We start from the raw sequence: 19591 nt of genomic DNA, 5'->3' as shown, positions 1-19591 counted from the left end.
GCTCGGCCATCCGCCCTCACGCCTCCATCGCGCCGTCGAGGTCCAGATCGCCGAGCGCCATCGAGATCAGGCTGTCGGTGTCCATGTCGTCGATCGACTCCGTCTCCTCGGCCTCGACCACGGCCTTCTCGACCCGCACGCCGGCGAGTTCGAGCAGGCTGTCCATCAGCCCGGAGTCCCGTAGCCGGGCCAGCGGGATGGACTGGAGCGCCCGCCGGATCTCGTCCTCCCCGCCGCCGTCGGTGACGGTCGGCGCCAGCTCGTCGAGCAGGTGCTCGGCCAGCGCCTGCGAGCTGGGGTAGTCGAAGATCAGCGTGGCCGGCAGCTTCAGTCCGGTCACCGTGTTGACCTGGTTGCGGAACTCCACCGCCGACAGCGAGTCGAAGCCCAGTTCGCTGAAGGCACGCTCCGGTTCGATCGCCTCCGGCCCGGCGTGGCCGAGCACGGCGGCGGCTTCCCGACGCACCATATCCAGGACGGTGCTGGCACGATCCTCGATCGGGAGTCCGATCAGCTTGTCCCGCAACGACCCCGCCGCCGCGCCGCCGGCCGCCCGGCGGGTGGGCCGGACCAGGCCGTGGAACACGGGCGGCAGCCGGTCGACACCCGCGGCGTTGAGCGCCCGGACGTCGATGCGGATCGGCATCAGGTTGGGGGTTTCGCTGCCTGCGACCGCGTCGAACAGCGCCAGGCCTTCCTCGGTGCTGAGGCCCAGGACGCCGGACTTCTGCATGCGGGCGGTGTCCGCGTGATCGCCGCCCATGCCGTCGTCCCAGAGGCCCCACGCCAGCGACACCGCCGGCAGTCCTTCGCTGTGGCGAAGTTCGGCGAGGCCATCGAGGAATGCGTTGGCGGCGGCGTAGTTGCCCTGACCCGGCGTGCCCAACGTGCCGGCAGCCGAGGAGAACAGCACAAACGCATCCAGGGCCAGGTCCTTGGTCAGCTCGTGCAGGTTCCATGCGGCGTCGACCTTGGGACGGAACACCTTGTCCAGACGCTCCGGCGTCAGCGCCGAGATCACGCCGTCGTCCAGAACACCGGCCGCGTGGATGACCGCCTTGAGGTCCTTGCTGATCACCTTCTTCAGGGACTTCTTGTCGGACGCGTCGGCGGCGGCGATCGTCACCTTGGCGCCGAGCGCCTCCAACTCCTTCTGCAGGTCCTTGGCCCCGGGGGCCTTTGCGCCGCGGCGGCTGGTCAGCACCAGATCCGTGACGCCGTGGTTGGCCACCAGGTGCCGGGCCAGCTTCGCGCCGAGACCACCGGTGCCGCCGGTCAGCAACACCTTGCCGGTGAAGGGATTCTGCGGCTCCGGCATCGCGACGCGCGTGATCCTGGCCGCCTGGATCTCGCCTCCGCGCACCCGGACCTGCGGCTCGCCCGAGCCGATGATCTCGGCGAGCCCGTCCATCGGGGCACCGGGCTCGAGGTCGACCAGGACGACCCGGCCGGGGCTCTCGGACCAGGCCGAACGGACCAGACCCGTGACAGCGGAACCGGAAAGGCCGCCGCGAGTCACCACCACCAGCTGAGTTTCCCTCTGCAGCTCGGCCAGCGTCGCGTAGGTCGCCTCACGCACATCACCGGTCGGCTCGAACACCTCCCAGCCGGCGGTGTCCGCCGGGCTCGCGGTGATCGGCGTCCACGTCAGCCCGAACAGCGAATCGTTGGCACGGCTGGACGTCAGCTGATCCATGGCAACGGCCCGCAGCGCAAGCGTGGTCACGGTGGCGACGGCACCGCCGGCGGGGTCGACGGCGTGCAGCTCGACCGTGCCCTCGCCGACGGGCTTCACCCTGAGGCGCAAGGCCTTCGCGCCGGTGGCATGCAGTGCGACACCACCCCAGGCGAACGGCAGCGCGGCCTGGTCGCCGGTCACGCCGGTGAGGCTGATCGCGTGCAGGGCGGCGTCGAGCAGCGCCGGGTGCAGGCCGTAGCCGTCGATCTCGACGTCGTCGGGCAGCGTGACCTCGGCGAACACCTCGTCGCCACGCTTGAACGCGGTCTGCAACCCCTGGAACACCGGGCCGTAAGCGAGACCGGCGTCGGCGAGGTTGTCGTACAGGCCGTCGAGGCCGATGGGCTCGGCGTCGGCCGGCGGCCATTCGACCGTGCCGGCGGCCGGTGCACCGGCGCCGAGTCGGCCGGTGGCGTGCCGGGTCCACGGTTCGTCGTCGTCGACACGCGAGTAGATGCCGATGGCCTTGTTCTCGTCGACCACGACCTGGATCGCCACGCTGCCGCGTTCCGGCAGCACGAGCGGCGCCTCCAGGGTCAGGTCCTCGACGACGTCACAGCCGACGTGGTCGCCGGCGCGGACCGCCAGCTCGACGAATCCGCTGCCGGGGAAGAAGATCGAGCCGCCGACGACGTGATCGGCCAGCCACGGCACGGTGTTCGGCGACAGCCGGCCGGTGAACACCACGCCGTCGGAGCCGGCGAGCGGAACCGCCGCGCCGAGCAGCGGGTGATCGGCGGTGGTCAGGCCCATCGACGCCGCGTCGCCGCCGCCGCTGAGCTGGTCTGCGCGCAGCCAGAACCGCTGGTGCTGGAAGGCGTACGTCGGCAGATCGACCTTGCGGGCGCCGGTGAAGAACCTGGTCCAGTCGACGGCGACGCCGCTGGCGTAGGCCTGCGCAATGCCGGCGACGAGCTCCTGCTCCTGCGGCCGCTCCCGCCGCTGCGTGGCGACGAACGTGCCGTCCACGCAGGCCGCGCCCATGCCGGTCAGCACACCGTCCGGGCCGACCTCGACGAACTTGGTCACGCCCTGGGCGTTGAGGCTGGTGATCGCGTCCGCGAACCGCACAGCCTCCCGGACGTGGTCGACCCAGTACTCCGGCTCGTGCCACTGGCCACCGCCGGCCGAGGTGGTCACCACCGGAATTCTGGGCTCGCTGAAGCCCAGACCGGCGACGACGTCGCGGAACTCCTCGAGCATCGGCTCCATCAGCGGCGAGTGGAACGCGTGCGAGACCTTCAAGCGGCTTGTCTTCCGGGCGCGAGCGTCGAAGTCGGCCTTGATGGCGAGCACGGCCTCCTCGTCGCCGGAGATCACCACCGACTGCGGCCCGTTGACCGCGGCAATACCTACACCATCCCGGAGAGTCACTTCTTCCTCGGAGGCTTGCAATGCCACCATCGCACCGCCGGTCGGCAGCGCCTGCATCAGCCGACCACGCGCACTGACCAGCGCCTTCGCATCCTCCAGCGACAGAACACCGGCCACGTGCGCCGCGGCGATCTCGCCGACCGAGTGACCGGCGACGAAGTCCGGCCTCACGCCCCACGACTCGAGAAGTCGATAGAGCGCCACCTCGAACGCGAACAGCGCGGGCTGAGCATTGCCGGTCTGGTTCAGAGCCTCCTGGTCGTCACCCCACACGACATCCGAGTCGATCGCCGCATCCCAGGCCGCCGCGAACACCGGGAACTTCTCGTGCAGCTCCCGGCCCATGCCGATCCGCTGCGACCCCTGACCGGTGAACAGGAACGCCGTCTTGCCGCTGGTCGCGGTCCCCGTGACGACGCCCGCGCCGGACGTCCCCGAGGACAGGGCGATCAGGCCCCGGACCAGGTCGTCACGGTGGTCGGCGACCACCACGCCCCGGTGCTCGAAGGCGGCCCGGGTGCTGGTCAGCGAGTGGGCGACGTCCAGCGGTTCGAGGTCGTCGACCCTGGTCAGGAGGTTGCTTGCCTGCGCGCGCAACGCCTCCCGGGTCTTGCCGGAGATCACCCACGGCAGAACCCTCGGCGCGATCTCCCGCTCGGGTTCCGAGCCGACGGGCGCCTGCTCGATGATCACGTGGGCGTTGGTGCCGGAGATGCCGAACGACGAGACCCCCGCCCGGCGCGGCCGATCCACTGAAGGCCAGGGCCGGGACTCGGTCAGCAGCTCGACGCTGCCGGCGGTCCAGTCCACGTGCGGGGTCGGCTCGTCGACGTGCAGGGTCTTGGGCAGCACGCCATTGCGCATGGCCATGACCATCTTGATGATCCCGGCGACACCGGCGGCGGCCTGCGTGTGGCCCATGTTCGACTTGATCGACCCCAGCCACAGGGGCTCGTCCCGATCCTGGCCATATGTCGCCAGCAGGGCCTGCGCCTCAATGGGGTCGCCCAGGGTGGTGCCGGTGCCGTGCGCCTCCACAGTGTCCACATCGGACGTCTCCAGGCCGGCATTGGCCAGCGCCTGCCGGATGACCCGCTGCTGCGCGGGACCATTCGGTGCGGTGAGGCCGTTCGACGCACCATCCTGGTTGATCGCGGAGCCCCGGACGACCGCCAGCACCTCGTGTCCATTTCGGACTGCGTCCGAAAGCCGCTCCACCAACAGCAAGCCGACGCCCTCGCCCCAGCCGGTGCCATCCGTCCGACCGGCGAAGGACTTGCACCGGCCGTCCGGCGAAAGCCCGCGCTGCCTGCTGAATTCCACGAACGTCTCCGGCGTCGCCATCACGGTCACGCCGCCGGCCAGCGCCAGCGAGCACTCGCCGGTGCGCAGGGCCTGGATCGCCCAGTGCAGCGCCACCAGCGACGACGAGCACGCGGTGTCAACGGTGACCGCCGGGCCCTCCAGCCCGAACACGTACGAAACCCGGCCGGAAGCAATGGATCCGGTGTTGTTGTTGGTCGCGTAGTCGTGGTACATCATGCCGGCGAACACGCCGGTGTTGCTGCCCTTCAGCGTCGCCGGGTCGATGCCGGCCCGCTCGAACGTCTCCCACGCGGTCTCCAGCAGCAGCCGCTGCTGCGGATCCATGATCAGCGCCTCGTTGGGGCTGATGCCGAAGAACGCCGGGTCGAACTCGGCCGCTTGGTGCAGGAAACCGCCCTCGCGGGTGTAGGTCGTGTTGGGGCGCTCGCCGCTCGGGTCGTAGATCCGCTCGGTGTCCCAGCCGCGGTCGGTCGGGAACTCCGAGATCGCGTCCACGCCGTCGGCGACCAGCCGCCACAGATCTTCCGGCGACTTCACCCCACCGGGGTATCGGCAGGCCATGCCGACGATGGCGATCGGCTCGTCCGACGTGGAGGTGGTGGCGACAATCCTCGCGCCCGGCCCGTCGCCGCCGAGCACCTCGCCCAGCAGGTACTGGGCCAGGGCCAGCGGTGTCGGATAGTCGAACACCATCGTCGCCGGCAGGCGGATGCCCGCCTCCTCGCTCAGCGCGTTGCGGAACTCCACGGAGGACAGCGAGTCGAACCCGAGCTCGTTGAATGCCTTCTCCGGCTCGATCGCCTCCGGCCCGGCGTGGCCGAGCACCGCGGCCGCCTCGCGCCGGATCACGTCGAGCACCGCGGTCAGCCGCTCCTCCGCCGGCACGCCGGCGATCCGCTGCTGGAGCGCGCCGTTTGCGGCGGCTCCGCCGGCGACGCGGCGGCTGGCCCGGACGAGGCCGTGCAGCACCGGCGGCAGGCGGTCGGCGCCGGCCGCGTTCAGCGCCCGGATGTCCAGGCGGATCGGCACGAGCGCGTCGGCGTCGCTGCCGGCGACGGCGTCGAACAGCGCCAGCCCCTCGTCCGCCGACAGGCCGAGCACGCCGGTCCGCTGCATGCGGCCCGTGTCAACGTGGTCGCCCATGCCGTCGTCCCAGAGGCCCCACGCCAGCGAAAGGCCGGGCAGGCCCTCGCTGCGCCGATGCGCCGCCAGGGCGTCGAGGTAGGCGTTGGCCGCCGCGTAGTTGCCCTGGCCCGGCGCGCCCATCACACCGCCGGCCGAGGAGAAGAGGATGAAGGCGTCGAGCGGCAAGTCCTTCGTCAGCTCGTGCAGGTTCCATGCCGCGTCCACCTTGGGGCGGAACACCTTGTCCAGACGCTCCGGCGTCAGCGCGGAGATCACGCCGTCGTCCAGGACGCCGGCGACGTGGATCACGGCGCGAAGGTCGTCCGTGATCACCTTGGCCAGCGATTCCCGGTCGGCGGCGTCGCAGGCGACGATCGTCGCTCCGAGCTCCTCCTGGAGTTCCCTGGCGCCGGGGGCGTCCAGGCCGCGCCGGCTGGTCAGCACCAGGTCGGTGACGCCGTGGTCGGCCACCAGGTGCCGGGCCAGCTTCGCGCCAAGGCCTCCTGTGCCGCCGGTGATGAGCACCTTGCCGTCAAAGGGATTTGTCGACTCGGGCAGCGGGACCCGGGCCAGCCGGGCGGCCTGGATCTCGCCGCCGCGCACCCGTACCTGCGGCTCGCCGGAGCCGATGATCTCGGGCAGCCGGTCGAGGGAGGCACCGGGCTCAAGGTCGACGAGAACGACCGAGCCGGGGTTCTCCGACCAGGCGGAACGGACAAGACCGGAGACGGCGGAACCGGAAAGGCCGCCCCGGGTCACCACGACCAGCTGCGATTCCTTCTGGAGTTCGGCCAGCGTCGTGTACGTCGCCTCACGCACATCACCAGTCGGTTCGAACACCTCCCATCCGGCGGTGTCAGCCGGGCTCGCGGTGATCGGCGTCCACGTCAGGCCGAACAGCGAATCGCCGGTGCGGCGGGCACCGACCTGCTCGACCGCGACGGGCCGCAGCATCAGGGAGCTCACCGACACGACCGCGCCGCCGGCCGGATCCGCGGCTTGCAGGCTGACGACGCCGTCGCCGGTGGGCTTGACGCGCACGCGGAGCGCGGACGCACCGGTGGCGTGCAGGGCGACGCCGGCCCAGGCGAAGGGCAGCACCGCCTGCTCGCCGACGATGCCCGTGAGGCCGATGGCGTGCAGGGCGGAGTCGAGCAGCGCCGGGTGGACGCCGTAGCCGTCGACATCGGCGCCGGCGGGCAGCGCGACCTCGGCGAACACCTCGTTGCCGACGCGCCAGGCGTTGTGCAGGCCCTGGAAGGTGGGGCCGTAGACCAGGCCCGCGCCGGCGAGGTTGTCGTAGAGGCCGTCGAGGTCGATGGGCTCCGCGCCGGCCGGCGGCCAGGCCGTCAGGTCGAACGCCGGCACCGGGGCCTTGCCGACCGCGGCGGTGGCGTGCCTGGTCCAGGACTCGTCGTTGTCGCCGCGCGAGTACACGGTGACCTGGCCGTCCCTGACGATCAGCTGGAGCGCGACGCCGCCCTGCGTGGGCAGGACGAGCGGGGCCTCCAGGGTGAGGTCCTCGATGACGTCGCAGCCGACCTGGTCGGCGGCCCGCAGCACGAGCTCGACGATTCCGGTGCCGGGGAACAGGATCGTGTCGCCGACGGCGTGATCACCAAGCCAGGACTGGGATCCGATCGCCAGCCGGCCGGTGAACACGAGGCCGTCGGACTCGGGTGAGCCGAGGACCGCGCCGAGCAGCGGGTGCTCCGCCGGGTCGAGGCCGGCCGACAGCACGTCGCCCAGCCCGGCGGCCGCGCCGGCCCAGGCCTCCTTCATGTAGTTGGTGGTGCTGATCCAGAACGTCTCGTGCTGGAACGGGTAGGTCGGCAGCTCGACCCGCCGAGCACCGGTGCCCTCGAAGAACTTCGCCCAGTTGACGGGGACGCCGTTGGCAAACGCTTGCGCCACCCCGGAAACCAGCTCGCGCTCCTGGCCGCGGTCCCGCCGCTGAGTGGCGACGAACGCCACGCCGTCCAGGCAGTTCGCGCCCATCCCGGTCAGCACCGCGTCCGGCCCGATCTCCACGAACCGCGTGACGCCCTGCTCGTGCAGCGTGGTCACCGCGTCCGCGAACCGGACCGCCGCCCGGACGTGGTCGACCCAGTACTCCGGCTCGGTCCACTGCCCGCCGCCGGCCGACGTCGTGACCACGGCCAGCGAAGGCTCGCTGAAGGTCAGACCGGCGACGATGCTCCGGAACTCGTCCAGCATGGGGTCCATCAGCGGCGAGTGGAAAGCGTGCGACACCTTCAACCGCGTGGTCTTCCGGCCCTTGGCCTCGAACTCCGCCTGGATCGCCAGGACAGCGGCCTCGACGCCGGAAATCACCACCGACTGCGGACCATTCACCGCAGCAATGCCAACGCCGTCGACCAGCGTGACCTCGTCCTCGGTGGCTTGCAGAGCCACCATCGCGCCGCCGGCCGGCAGAGCCTGCATCAGCCGACCACGGGTGGCGACCAGCTTGGCGGCATCCGCCAGCGAGAAGACACCGGCGGCGTGGGCGGCGGCGATCTCGCCGACCGAGTGGCCGGCCACGAAGTCGGGCCGCACGCCCCAGGACTCCAGCAGGCGGTACAAAGCCACTTCCAGCGCGAACAACGCCGGCTGGGCACTCTCGGTCCGGTTGAGGAGGTCCTGGTCGGAGCCCCAGACAACGGACCGCAGGACGGAGGCGGCCGCCTCGATCTCGGCCATCACCTCGTCCCAGGCTGCCGCGAACACGGGGAACTTCTCGTGCAGCTCCCGGCCCATGCCGACCCGCTGCGAACCCTGACCGGTGAACAGGAACGCGGTCGCACCCGTCGCCCGCGCCACGGACCGGCTCCGACCTGCGGCGATCGCCTCCAGGTCGGTGGCGGCCGAGTCGCTCAGCGCGACGGCCCGGTGCTCGAACGCCACCCGGTCCGTCAGCATTGTGTATGCCATATCCAGCGGCGAAGCGTCCACCGCGGACAGTTGCGAAGCCTGGGCCTCCAGCGCCTCGGGCGTCTTGCCGGAGACGATCACCGGCACGATCCGTTCCGACGACACTCGCTCGGCGGCCGCCGCCACCGGCGCCTGTTCGATGATCACGTGCGAGTTGGTGCCGGAGATGCCGAACGACGAGACGCCCGCCCGGCGCGGGCGATCCACCGCCGGCCACGGCCGCGACTCGGTCACCAGCTGGACATTCCCGGCCGACCAGTCCACGTGCGGGGTCGGCTCGTCGACGTGCAGGGTCTGCGGCAGGATGCCGTGCCGCATCGCCATGACCATCTTGATGATCCCGGCGACACCGGCCGCCGCCTGCGTGTGGCCCATGTTCGACTTGATCGACCCCAGCCACAGGGGCTCGTCCCGATCCTGGCCATAGGTCGCCAGCAGGGCCTGCGCCTCAATGGGGTCGCCCAGGGTGGTGCCGGTGCCGTGCGCCTCCACAGCGTCCACATCGGACACCGTCAACCCAGCGGAAGCCAACGCCTGGCGGATGACCCGCCGCTGCGACGGGCCGTTCGGGGCGGTCAGGCCGTTGGAGGCGCCGTCCTGGTTCACGGCCGAGCCGCGCACGATCGCCTGGATCGGGTAGCCCATCCGCTCGGCCTCGGACTGCCGGGTCACCAGCATCATGCCGACGCCCTCGCCCCAGCTGGTGCCGTCGGTCGCGCCGGCGAAGGACTTCGCCCGGCCGTCGTGGGCCAGGCCGCGCTGCCGGGAGAACTCGACGAACAGCTCGGGCGTCGCCATCACGGCCACGCCGCCGGCCAGCGCCAGCGTGCACTCACCCGACCGCAGCGCCTGAATCGCCAGGTGCAGGGCGACCAGCGACGACGAGCACGCGGTGTCGATGGTGACCGCCGGCCCCTCCAGACCGAACACATAGGACACTCGGCCGGAGGCGATGGCGCCGGTGCTGCTGTTGGCGGCGTAGTCGTGGTACATCATGCCGGCGAACACGCCGGTGTTGCTGCCCTTCAGCGTCGCCGGGTCGATGCCGGCCCGTTCGAACGTCTCCCACGTCGTCTCCAGCAGCAGCCGCTGCTGCGGGTCCATCATCAGCGCCTCGTTGGGGCTGATGCCGAAGAACGCCGGGTCGAACTCGGCGGCGGTGTGCAGGAAGCCGCCCTGGTTGGTGTAGCTGGTGGCGGCGCGGGTGCTGGTCGGGTCGAACAGCGCGGCCGTGTCCCAGCCCCGGTCCTCCGGGAACGGCGTGATCGCGTCCACGCCGTCGGCGACGAGCCGCCACAGCTCCTCGGGGGTCGACACCCCACCGGGGTATCGGCAGGCCATCGACACGATGACGATCGGGTCGTCGGCGCCGGGCGTCGACACCGGCGTGACGATCTTGACGTCCTCGCCGCTCCCGGACACCTCGTCCAGCAGGTGGCGGGCCAGCACGATCGGCGTCGGGTAGTCGAACACCAGCGTCGCCGGCAGCCGCAGGCCGGTCTCGGTGTTCAGGGTGTTGCGCAGCTCGACCGCCGCCAGCGAGTCGAAGCCGAGGTCGCGGAACGCCCGCTCGGGCTCGACGGCCTTGGCGGAGCTGAAGCCCAGCACCGCCGCGACCCTCGTCAGCACGAGGTTGAGGAGCGTGCCCTCCCACTCCTCCGCCGGCAGCGCGGCCAGCAGTCGCCGCAGTGAGCCGGATTCCGCCTTCGCCCCGGCCGAACGCCGCCGCGCCGCCGGCACCAGCGTGCGGAACAGTGCCGGCAGTTCGTCGCCGCGGGCCTTCAGCGCGGCAAGATCGAGGTGCACGGGGGCAACCGCGCCACGGTCCACGCCCAGCGCGGCGTCGAACAGCTCCAGGCCCTCGTCGTTGCCCAGCGCCACCAGGCCGCCGGCCGAGATGCGGGACTTGTTGGCGGCGTCGAGGGTGTCGGTCATGTCGCTGGAATCGGCCCACAGGCCCCAGGCCAGCGACAGGGCCGGTAGACCCTGCTCGACGCGGTACTCGGCCAGCGCGTCGAGGTAGGCGTTGGCCGCCGCGTAGTTGCCCTGGCCCGGCGCGCCGATCACACCGGCGGCCGAGGAGAAGAGCACGAAGGCGTTGAGCGGCAAGTCCTTCGTCAGCTCGTGCAGGTTCCACGCCGCGTCCACCTTGGGGCGGAACACGTTCGCCAGCCGCTCCGGCGTCAACGTGGAGATCACGCCGTCGTCGAGCACGCCGGCGACGTGGATCACCGCGCTGAGGTCGGGCGTGATCACCTTCGCCAGCGACTCGCGGTCGGCGACGTCACAGGCCACAATGGACACTGCGTCGCCCAGTTCCGCCTTGAGCTCCGGCGCGCCTGGGGCGTCCAGGCCGCGACGGCTGGTGATCAGCAGCTTCCGGACACCGTGCTCGTTGACGAGGTGCCGCGCGAACAGCACGCCCAGGCCGCCGGTGCCGCCGGTCAGCAGCACCGTGCCCTCGCCGAACGGCGTCGCCGGCGTCGCGCCGACCCGGGTCAGCCGCGCGCCCTGGATCACGCCGTCGCGGACGATCACCTGCGGCTCGCCGGAGCCGATCACGTCCGGCAGCACGGAACCGACGTCGACGCCGGGCTCCAGGTCGATCAGGACGTACCGGTCCGGGTTCTCCGACTGGGCCGAACGGACCAGCCCCCGCACGGCCGCGCCGGCCAGGTCGCCGCGCGTCACCACGGCCACCACCGGGGACTCGCTGGTCTGGAGCTTCGCCAGCGTCTCGACGGCGGCGTCGTGGGCGGAGGTGGTGGTCGGCTCGAAGATCTCGACGTCGGCGATGTCGGCGGGCGTGGTCGGGATCGGCGACCACGAGACACCGTAGAGGGATTCGGCGGACTTCGACGCGCTCAGCTGGTCGACCGCGACCGGCCGCAGCATCAGCGATCCGACGGACACGACCGCCGCGCCACCGGCATCCGCGGCCTGCAGGGTGATCGTGCCCTCGCCGACGGGTTTCACCTTGACCCGCAACGACGAGGCCCCGGCGGCCAGGAGCGTCACATCCGACCAGGAGAACGGCAGCGCCGCCTGATCACCGACGACGCCGGTCAGCGGCACCACGTGCAGGGCCGCGTCCAGCAGCGCCGGGTGCAGGCCGAACCGCTCCGCGTCGGCCCCCTCGGGCAGCTCCACCTCGGCGAACACCTCGTCGCCGAGCCGCCAAGCGTTGCGCAGGCCCCGGAAGGTCGGCCCGTAGTTCATGCCGGCCTCGGCCAGCCCCTCGTACGTGCCGCTGACGTCGATCGCCTCCGCGCCGCGCGGCGGCCACTCGGTCAGGTCGAAGGAGGCCGTGGCCGTGCCGAGCACGCCGGAGGCGTGCCGGGTCCAGGCCAGATCGTCGTCGCCACGGGAGTAGACGCTCACCGGCCGGCGGCCGTCTTCCGGTGCACCGACCACAACCTGCACCGCGACGCCGCCCCGCTCGGGCAGGATCAGCGGCGCCTCGATGGTCAGCTCCTCGACGGCGTCGCAACCGACCTGGTCGCCGGCGCGCAGCGTGAGCTCGACGAATCCGGTGCCGGGGAAGAGGATCGCGGTGCCGATCACGTGATCGGCCAGCCAGGCCTGGTTGCCGGCGGCGAGCCGGCCGGTCAGGACCACGCCGTCCGAGTCGGCGAGGGTGACGGCCGCGCTGAGCAGCGGGTGGTCCGCCGCGCCGAGGCCCATCGACGCGGGGTCGCCGCCGATGGCGCCGTCGCCGCGCAGCCAGAACCGCTCGTTCTGGAAGGCGTAGGTGGGGAGGTCGATCCGGCGAGCCCCGTGGCCGCCGAAAAACGCCTCCCAGTCGGCGGACAGGCCCGACACGTACAGGACACCGACCGCCGCGATGATCGCGGACGTCTCGTCGCGGCCCTTGCGCAGCGCGGGAATCAAGGTCGCATTCTCGGTTAGCGCCTGCGCCATGCCCGTCAGCACGCCCTCGGGGCCGATCTCCAGGAACCGGCCCACCCCCTGCGCGGCCAGGCCGGTGATCGCGTCCGCGAAGCGAACGGCCTCGCGGACGTGCTTGACCCAGTACTCAGGCTCGGTCCACTGCCCGCCGCCCGCCGACGTCGTGACGACGGCCAGCGAGGGCTCCTGGAAGCTCAGGCCGGCGACGATGCCACGGAACTCGTCGAGCATCGGCTCCATCAGCGGCGAGTGGAACGCGTGCGACACCTTGAGCCGCGAGGTCTTGCGGCCGCGACCCTCGAACTCGGCCTTGATGGCGAGCACGGCCTCCTCGTCGCCGGAGATCACCACCGACTGCGGACCGTTCACCGCCGCGATGCCGACCCCGTCGACCACCGTGATCTCGTCCTCGGACGCCTGCAACGCCACCATCGCGCCGCCGGCCGGCAGCGCCTGCATCAGGCGGCCCCGAGCGGAGACCAGCTTCCGGGCGTCGTCAAGGGAGAGCACGCCGGCGACATGCGCCGCCGCGATCTCGCCGACCGAGTGCCCGGCGACGAAGTCGGGCTTGAGGCCCCAGGACTCGACGAGCCGGTACAGCGCGACCTCGAAGGCGAACAGGGCGGGCTGGGCGTTGCCGGTCTGATTGAGGACCTCCTGGTCGTCGCCCCAGACGACGGCGGCCACAGCGGGATCGATCGCCGCATCCCAGGCCTGCGCGAACACCGGGAACGCCTTGTGCAGCTCCCGGCCCATGCCGATCCGCTGCGAACCCTGGCCGGTGAACAGGAATGCCGTCGCGACGTCGGCGGCGACACCACGAACGGCCAGCTCCGTCAGGCCCTCGACGGCCTCTTCCCTGCTGCCGGCGACAACCGCCGCGCGGTGCTCCAGAGCCGCCCGGGACGTGGCCAGCGAGTAGGCGATGTCCAGGAGGTCACCCTCCACACTGGACATTCGCGCCGCCTGCGCCACCAGCGCCTCGGCGCTGCGACCGGAGACCAGCAGCGGCAGCGGCACGCCCGCCGGCCACGGCGTGACCTCGGCGGACTCCTCGGTGACTGCCGGCGGCTCCTCGACGATGATGTGGGCGTTGGTGCCGCTGAGGCCGAAGGACGAGATGCCGGCCCGGCGCGGTTGGTCGGAAGCCGGCCACTCCCGGGACTCCGTCAGCAGCTTCACGTTGCCGGCGGTCCAGTCGACGTGCGTGGACGGGTTCTCGGCATGCAGCGTCTTGGGCAGCACGCCGTGGCGCATCGCCATGACCATCTTGATGATGCCGGAAACACCGGCGGCCGCCTGGGCGTGGCCGATGTTGGACTTGATCGACCCCAGCCACAGCGGGCGATCCTCCGGCCGGCCCTGGCCGTACGTGGCGAGAAGTGCCTGCGCCTCAATGGGATCGCCGAGGGTGGTGCCGGTTCCGTGTCCCTCGACGAGGTCGATCTGCGACGCCGAGACCTGCGCGTCGGCCAGCGCCTGGCGGATCACCCGCTGCTGGGCCAGGCCGTTGGGCGCGGTGAGGCCGTTCGACGCGCCGTCCTGGTTGATCGCGGTGCCGCGGACCACCGCCAGCACGGGATGTCCGTTGCGCTGAGCGTCGGAAAGGCGCTCCAGCAGCAACATGCCGGCGCCTTCGGACCAGCCGGTGCCGGCGGCGTCGTCGGAGAAGGCGCGGCACCGGCCGTCGGTGGCAAGGCCCTTCTGCTTGCTGAACGCGATGAACGGGCCGGGTGTGGCCATCACCATCACGCCGCCGGCCAGCGCGAGCGTGCACTCGCGCTTGCGAAGGGCCTGCGCCGCGAGATGCAGCGCCACCAGCGACGAGGAACACGCGGTGTCGACGGTGACCGACGGCCCCTCCAGGCCCAGCGTGTACGAGATGCGGCCGGAGATCACCGCGGCGGCGTTGGCGGTGGTCATGTACGCCTCGGCGACCTCGGGCTGGTTCGCCAACACGTACTCGTAGTCCTGCACACCCGAGCCGGCGAACACCGCCACCGGCTCGCCGCGCACGGCCTGCGGGTTGATGCCGGCGCGTTCGAACGCCTCCCACGAGACCTGCAACATCAGCCGCTGCTGCGGGTCCATCGCCAGCGCCTCGCGCGGCGAGATGCCGAAGAAGCCCGGGTCGAAGTCGCCGGCGTCGTGCACGAAGCCGCCGCTGCTGACGTAGCTGGTGCCGGTCGCGTCGCCGCCGGAGAGCTCGTCCAGGTTCCAGCCGCGGTCGGTCGGGAACGGCGTGATCGCGTCCACGCCGTCCGCGACGAGCCGCCACAGCTCCTCCGGCGAGGACACCCCGCCGGGGTACCGGCAGCTCATCGCGACGATGGCGATCGGGTCCTGCTCCTCGGTCTCCACCTCGTGCAGTCGCCTGCGGGTCTGCTGGAGCTCCGCGGTCACCTTCTTGAGGTAGTCGAGGAGTTTCTCGTCGTTGCCCATCCCAGCCTCACGCGTCCTTCAAGTGGGTAGCCGCCCGATCAGGCAAGACCGAGTTCCTTGTCGATGAAGTCGAAAACGTCGTCGGCGCTGGCGTCCTCCAGGGCGACGCCCTCTCTGCCGTCGCCCAGCAGCTCGCCGAGCCGGCCGATCAGCGTCTGGAGCCGCGCGGTGATCCGGTTGCGCTCGATCTCCTCGGCCGGCAGCGCGAGCACGGTCTCCTCCAGCCGGTCCAGGTCGGCCAGCACCGGCAGCACGCCGCCGTCGCTCTCGCCCAGCAGCGACTTGAGGTGGTCGGCCAGCGCGGACGTGGACGTGTACTCGAAGACCAGAGTGGACGGCAGCTTCAGACCCGTTGCCGTGCCGAGACGATTGCGCAGGTCGACCGCGCTGACCGAGTCGAAGCCGAGGCCCTCGAACGGACGGCTCGGGTCGAGCGAGGCCGGATCGTCGTAACCGAGCACGGCGGCGACGTGGCCGCGCACCAGGTCCAGCACCGCCCGACCACGCTCCACATCGGACATTCCCGCCAGCTTGGCCGCGAACGCCGACTCGCCCTGGCTGTCGTCGCCGCCGTCGAGGATCTCGCGGACCTCCGGCAGCGCGTCGAGCAGCGGCCGCGGGCGGGCCATGGTGAAGGTGGGCACGAACTTCGCCCAGTCGAAGTCGGCGACGACGAGGTGCGTGTCGGCGTTGTCGAGGGCTTGCCGCATGGCGTTGATCGCCAGCTTCGGCGGCATCGCGGGCGCGCCGATCCGCCGCATCAGGGCGCTCAGCTCCTCGTCGACCATGCCGCTTTCCCAGGAGCTCCAGGCGATCGAGGTGGCGGTGCGGCCCTGCGCCAGGCGCCGGTGGGCGAGGGCGTCGAGGTGGGCGTTGGCCGTGCCGTAGCCGGACTGGCCGGTGCTGCCCCACACCGCCGCGCCGGACGAGAACAGCACGAACGCGTCGAGCTCGCGGTCGCCCAGGAGCTCGTCCAGGTGCATCGCGCCGAGCACCTTGGCCCGCCCGACCTCGGCGAACTCGTCGAGCGTGACCTCCTCCACCGGCGCAATGCGTTGTGATACGCCGGCCGCGTGCACGACGGAGGTCAGGTTCGGCAGGCCGTCGAGGAGTTCCTTCAGCGACGAGCGGTCGGCGACATCGCAGGCGGCGACGGTGACCTCGGCGCCGAGCTCCTTCAGCTCCGCCTCGAGTTCCGCCGCGCCGGCGGCGGCGCTGCCGCGACGGCTCGTGAGGACGAGGTGTTCCGCGCCGTTGCCGGCGAGCCAGCGGGCGACGTGCGCGCCGAGTCCGCCGGTGCCGCCGGTGATCAGCGTGGTGCCGCGCGGTTTCCACGACCGCTTCGGCGCGGCACCGTTGAGGCCGGCGCGAACCAGCCGGCGTGCGAAGCGTCCGTTGACACGGATGGCGATCTGGTCCTCGCCGTCGATTCCCGAGAGCGCGCCGAGCAGCCGGCGCACGGTCGTCTCGTCAGCGCCGGCCAGGTCGATCATGCCGCCCCACGTGTCGGGGTGGTCCATCGACAGGACGATGCCCAGGCCCCACAGCGAACCCTGATACGCGCTGGTCAGCTCGGCGTTGTCGGCGACGGCGACGCCGCCGTTGGTGACACACCAGAGCTTCCCGGTGACGCCCGCGTCGGCCAACGCCTGGGCGAGGGCGACGGTCGCGGCGCCGCCGGTGGACATCGCGGGATGCAGCGGGTGCGGGGTGTCGTCCAGCGCCAGCAGGGACAACACGCCGGCCGGGGCGTGGCTGCCGAGCTGCGCGGTGAGGGCGGCGCGGTCGGCGTCGGCGAACTCCAGGACCTCGACCTCGGTCGCGGCAGCGACGGCCTTGACCAGCTCGTGGTCCTTGAAGCCCTTCGGCACCACGACGAGCCAGGTGCCCAGCAGGGATTCGGCCTGCACGTCCTCGACCGGCAGCCAGCTCACCTTGTACCGCCAGGAGTCCACCATGGACTGGTCGCGGTACTGCTTGCGCCACGCCGACATCGCCGGCAGCACCTCGCCGAGCAGGCCCTCCTGGAGCTCCAGCCGGTCGGCCAGGTCGGCGAGGTCCTCGCGCTCGACGGCGTCCCAGAACGCGGCGTCGATCGGGTCCGCGCTGGCGACCGGGGCCTCCTTGTCCCGCCAGTAGAACTTGTGCTGGAAGGCGTAGGTCGGCAGGTCCACGCGGCGCGCCTCGCGGCCCTCGTAGAACCGGTTCCAGTCGACGTGGACGCCGTTGGCAAACGCTTGCGCCAGGCCGGTGACCAGCTCGCGCTCCTGGTCGCGGTCGCGCCGCTGGGTGGCGACGAAGGCCGCGCCCTCGACGCAGTTCGCGCCCATGCCGGTGAGCACGCCGTCCGGCCCGACCTCGACGAACTTGGTCACGCCCTGAGCGTTCAGAGTGGTCACCGCGTCCGCGAAACGGACCGCCGCGCGCACGTGGTCGACCCAGTACTCCGGCGACGTCCACTCCCCGACGCAACCCAGCTTCGGCTCGCCGAACGTCAGCTTTCCGACCACCGCGCGGAACTCGTCCAGCATCGGCTCCATCAGCGGAGAGTGGAACGCGTGCGACACCTTCAGCCGGCTGGTCTTCCGGCCCCGCGCCTCGAACTCCGCCTGAATCGCCAGCACCGCGTCCTCGACACCGGAGATCACCACGGCCTGCGGGCCGTTCACCGCCGCGATGCCGACGCCGTCGACGAGCGTGACCTCGTCCTCGCTGGCCTGCAACGCCACCATCGCGCCGCCGGCCGGCAGCGCCTGCATCAGCCGACCCCGCGCGGTGACCAGCGTCCGAGCGTCCTCGAGCGAGAGGACCCCGGCGATGTGCGCGGCGGCGATCTCGCCGACCGAGTGGCCGGCGACGAAGTCGGGCCGCACGCCCCAGGACTCCAGCAGCCGGCTCATCGCCACCTCGAAGGCGAACAGCGCCGGCTGGGTGGCGCCGGTCCGGTTCAGCGCGTCCTGATCCTCGCCCCAAACGACCGCAGCCAGTTCGGGATCAAGTGCCGCATCCCAGGCCGCGGCGAACACCGGGAACAGGGCGTGCAGGTCGCGGCCCATCCCGATGCGCTGCGACCCCTGACCGGTGAACAGAAAGGCAGTCTTGCCGGCGAGGGCGGAGCCGGTCACCACTCCCGCGCCCGGGGTGCCGTCGGCGATGGCTTGCAGGCCGCGGACGAAGTCCTCGTGCTCGACGCCGACGACCGCCGCCCGCTGGTCGAACGCGGTACGCCCGGTGGCCAGCGAAAACGCCACGTCCAGGGGTTCACCGTCCACGGCGGACAGCTTCGAAGCCTGGTCCCGCAACGCCTGCGCGGTGCGGCCGGAGATCACCCACGGCAGCACCCGCCGCTCGATCTCCCGCGCCGCCGCCTCGACCGGCGGCGCCTCCTCGATGATCACGTGCGCGTTGGTGCCGCTGAGTCCGAAGGAGGAGATCCCGGCGCGGCGGGGTTCGCCGGTCTCCGGCCACGGCTGCGCCTCGGCCAGCAGCGAGATGTTGCCGGCGGTCCAGTCGACCTGCGGCGTCGGCTCGTCCAGGTGCAGCAGCTTCGGCAGCACGCCGTTGCGCATCGCCATGACCATCTTGATGATGCCGCTGACGCCGGCCGCCGCCTGGGCGTGACCGATGTTGGACTTGATCGACCCCAGCCACAGCGGCCGCCCGCGGTCCTTGCCGTACGTGGCGAGCAACGCCTGCGCCTCGATGGGATCGCCCAGCGTCGTGCCGGTGCCGTGCGCCTCGACGACGTCGACCTGGTCGGCGGAGAGCTGCGCGGACGCCAGCGCCGCCTCGATCACCCGCCGCTGCGAGGGCCCGTTCGGGGCGGACAGGCCGTTCGACGCGCCGTCCTGGTTGACCGCGCTTCCCCGCACCACGGCGAGGATCGGGTGGCCGTTGCGCTGCGCGTCGGAAAGCCGCTCCACCAACAGCATTCCGATGCCCTCGCCCCAGCCGGTGCCGTCCGCGGCCTTGGCGAACGACTTGCAGCGGCCATTGCGCGCGAGGCCGCGCTGTTCGCTGAAGCCGACGAACGAGTCGGGGGTCGCCATCACGGTCACGCCGCCGGCCAGCGCCAGCTCGCATTCCCCGTTACGCAGGGCCTGCATCGCCCAGTGCAGCGCGACCAGCGACGACGAACACGCCGTGTCGACGGTGACGGCCGGTCCCTCCAGGCCCAGCACGTACGACACCCGCCCGGAGGCGACGCTGGCGAGGCTGCCGACGCCGCTGCCCGGCCAGTAATCGTGGTAGGCGATGCCGGCGAACACGCCGGTGCGGCTGCCCTTCAGCGTCGTCGGGTCGATGCCGCCGCGCTCCAACGCCTCCCACACCAGCTCCAGCAGCAGCCGCTGCTGCGGGTCGGTCTCCTTGGCCTCCTTCGGGCTGATCCGGAAGAAGTCCGCGTCGAACTCGCCGGCGTCGTGCAGGAAGCCGCCCTCGCGCGAGTACGTCTTGTTCGGCGTGCCCGGTTCCGGGTCGTAGAGGTTCTCGACGTCCCAGCCGCGGTTGGTGGGCAGCATGCTGATGCCGTCGCCGCCGCGCGCGACCAGGTCCCACAGGCCCTCCGGCGTCGTCACGTCGCCGGGGTATCGGCAGCTCATGGCCACGATGGCGATCGGCTCGCGCTGCCTGGACTCGACCTCGCGGAGCTGGCGCCGCACCTGCTGGAGTTCCGTCGTGGCGCGCTTGAGGTAGTCGCGGAGCTTGTCGTCGTTGCTCATCAAGTCAGCCCATCATCTCCGT

General features: G+C 71.6%; 2 protein-coding genes. Both read right to left on the bottom strand.

The features are described 5' to 3' along the window. Positions 1 to 16 precede the first annotated feature (16 nt). On the bottom strand, positions 17 to 14848 hold the full coding sequence (locus tag BCF44_RS05830) for a type I polyketide synthase (protein WP_116173077.1): 14832 nt from the start codon (positions 14846 to 14848) through the stop codon (positions 17 to 19). Between the two features lie 38 nt (positions 14849 to 14886). Then, on the bottom strand, positions 14887 to 19569 hold the full coding sequence (locus BCF44_RS05825; RefSeq protein ID WP_116173076.1) for a type I polyketide synthase: 4683 nt from the start codon (positions 19567 to 19569) through the stop codon (positions 14887 to 14889). Between the last annotated feature and the right edge of the window lie 22 nt (positions 19570 to 19591).

It is taken from the genome of Kutzneria buriramensis (assembly GCF_003387475.1).
Taxonomy (GTDB): domain Bacteria; phylum Actinomycetota; class Actinomycetes; order Mycobacteriales; family Pseudonocardiaceae; genus Kutzneria; species Kutzneria buriramensis.
This window is presented reverse-complemented; position numbering and strand designations above follow the sequence as displayed.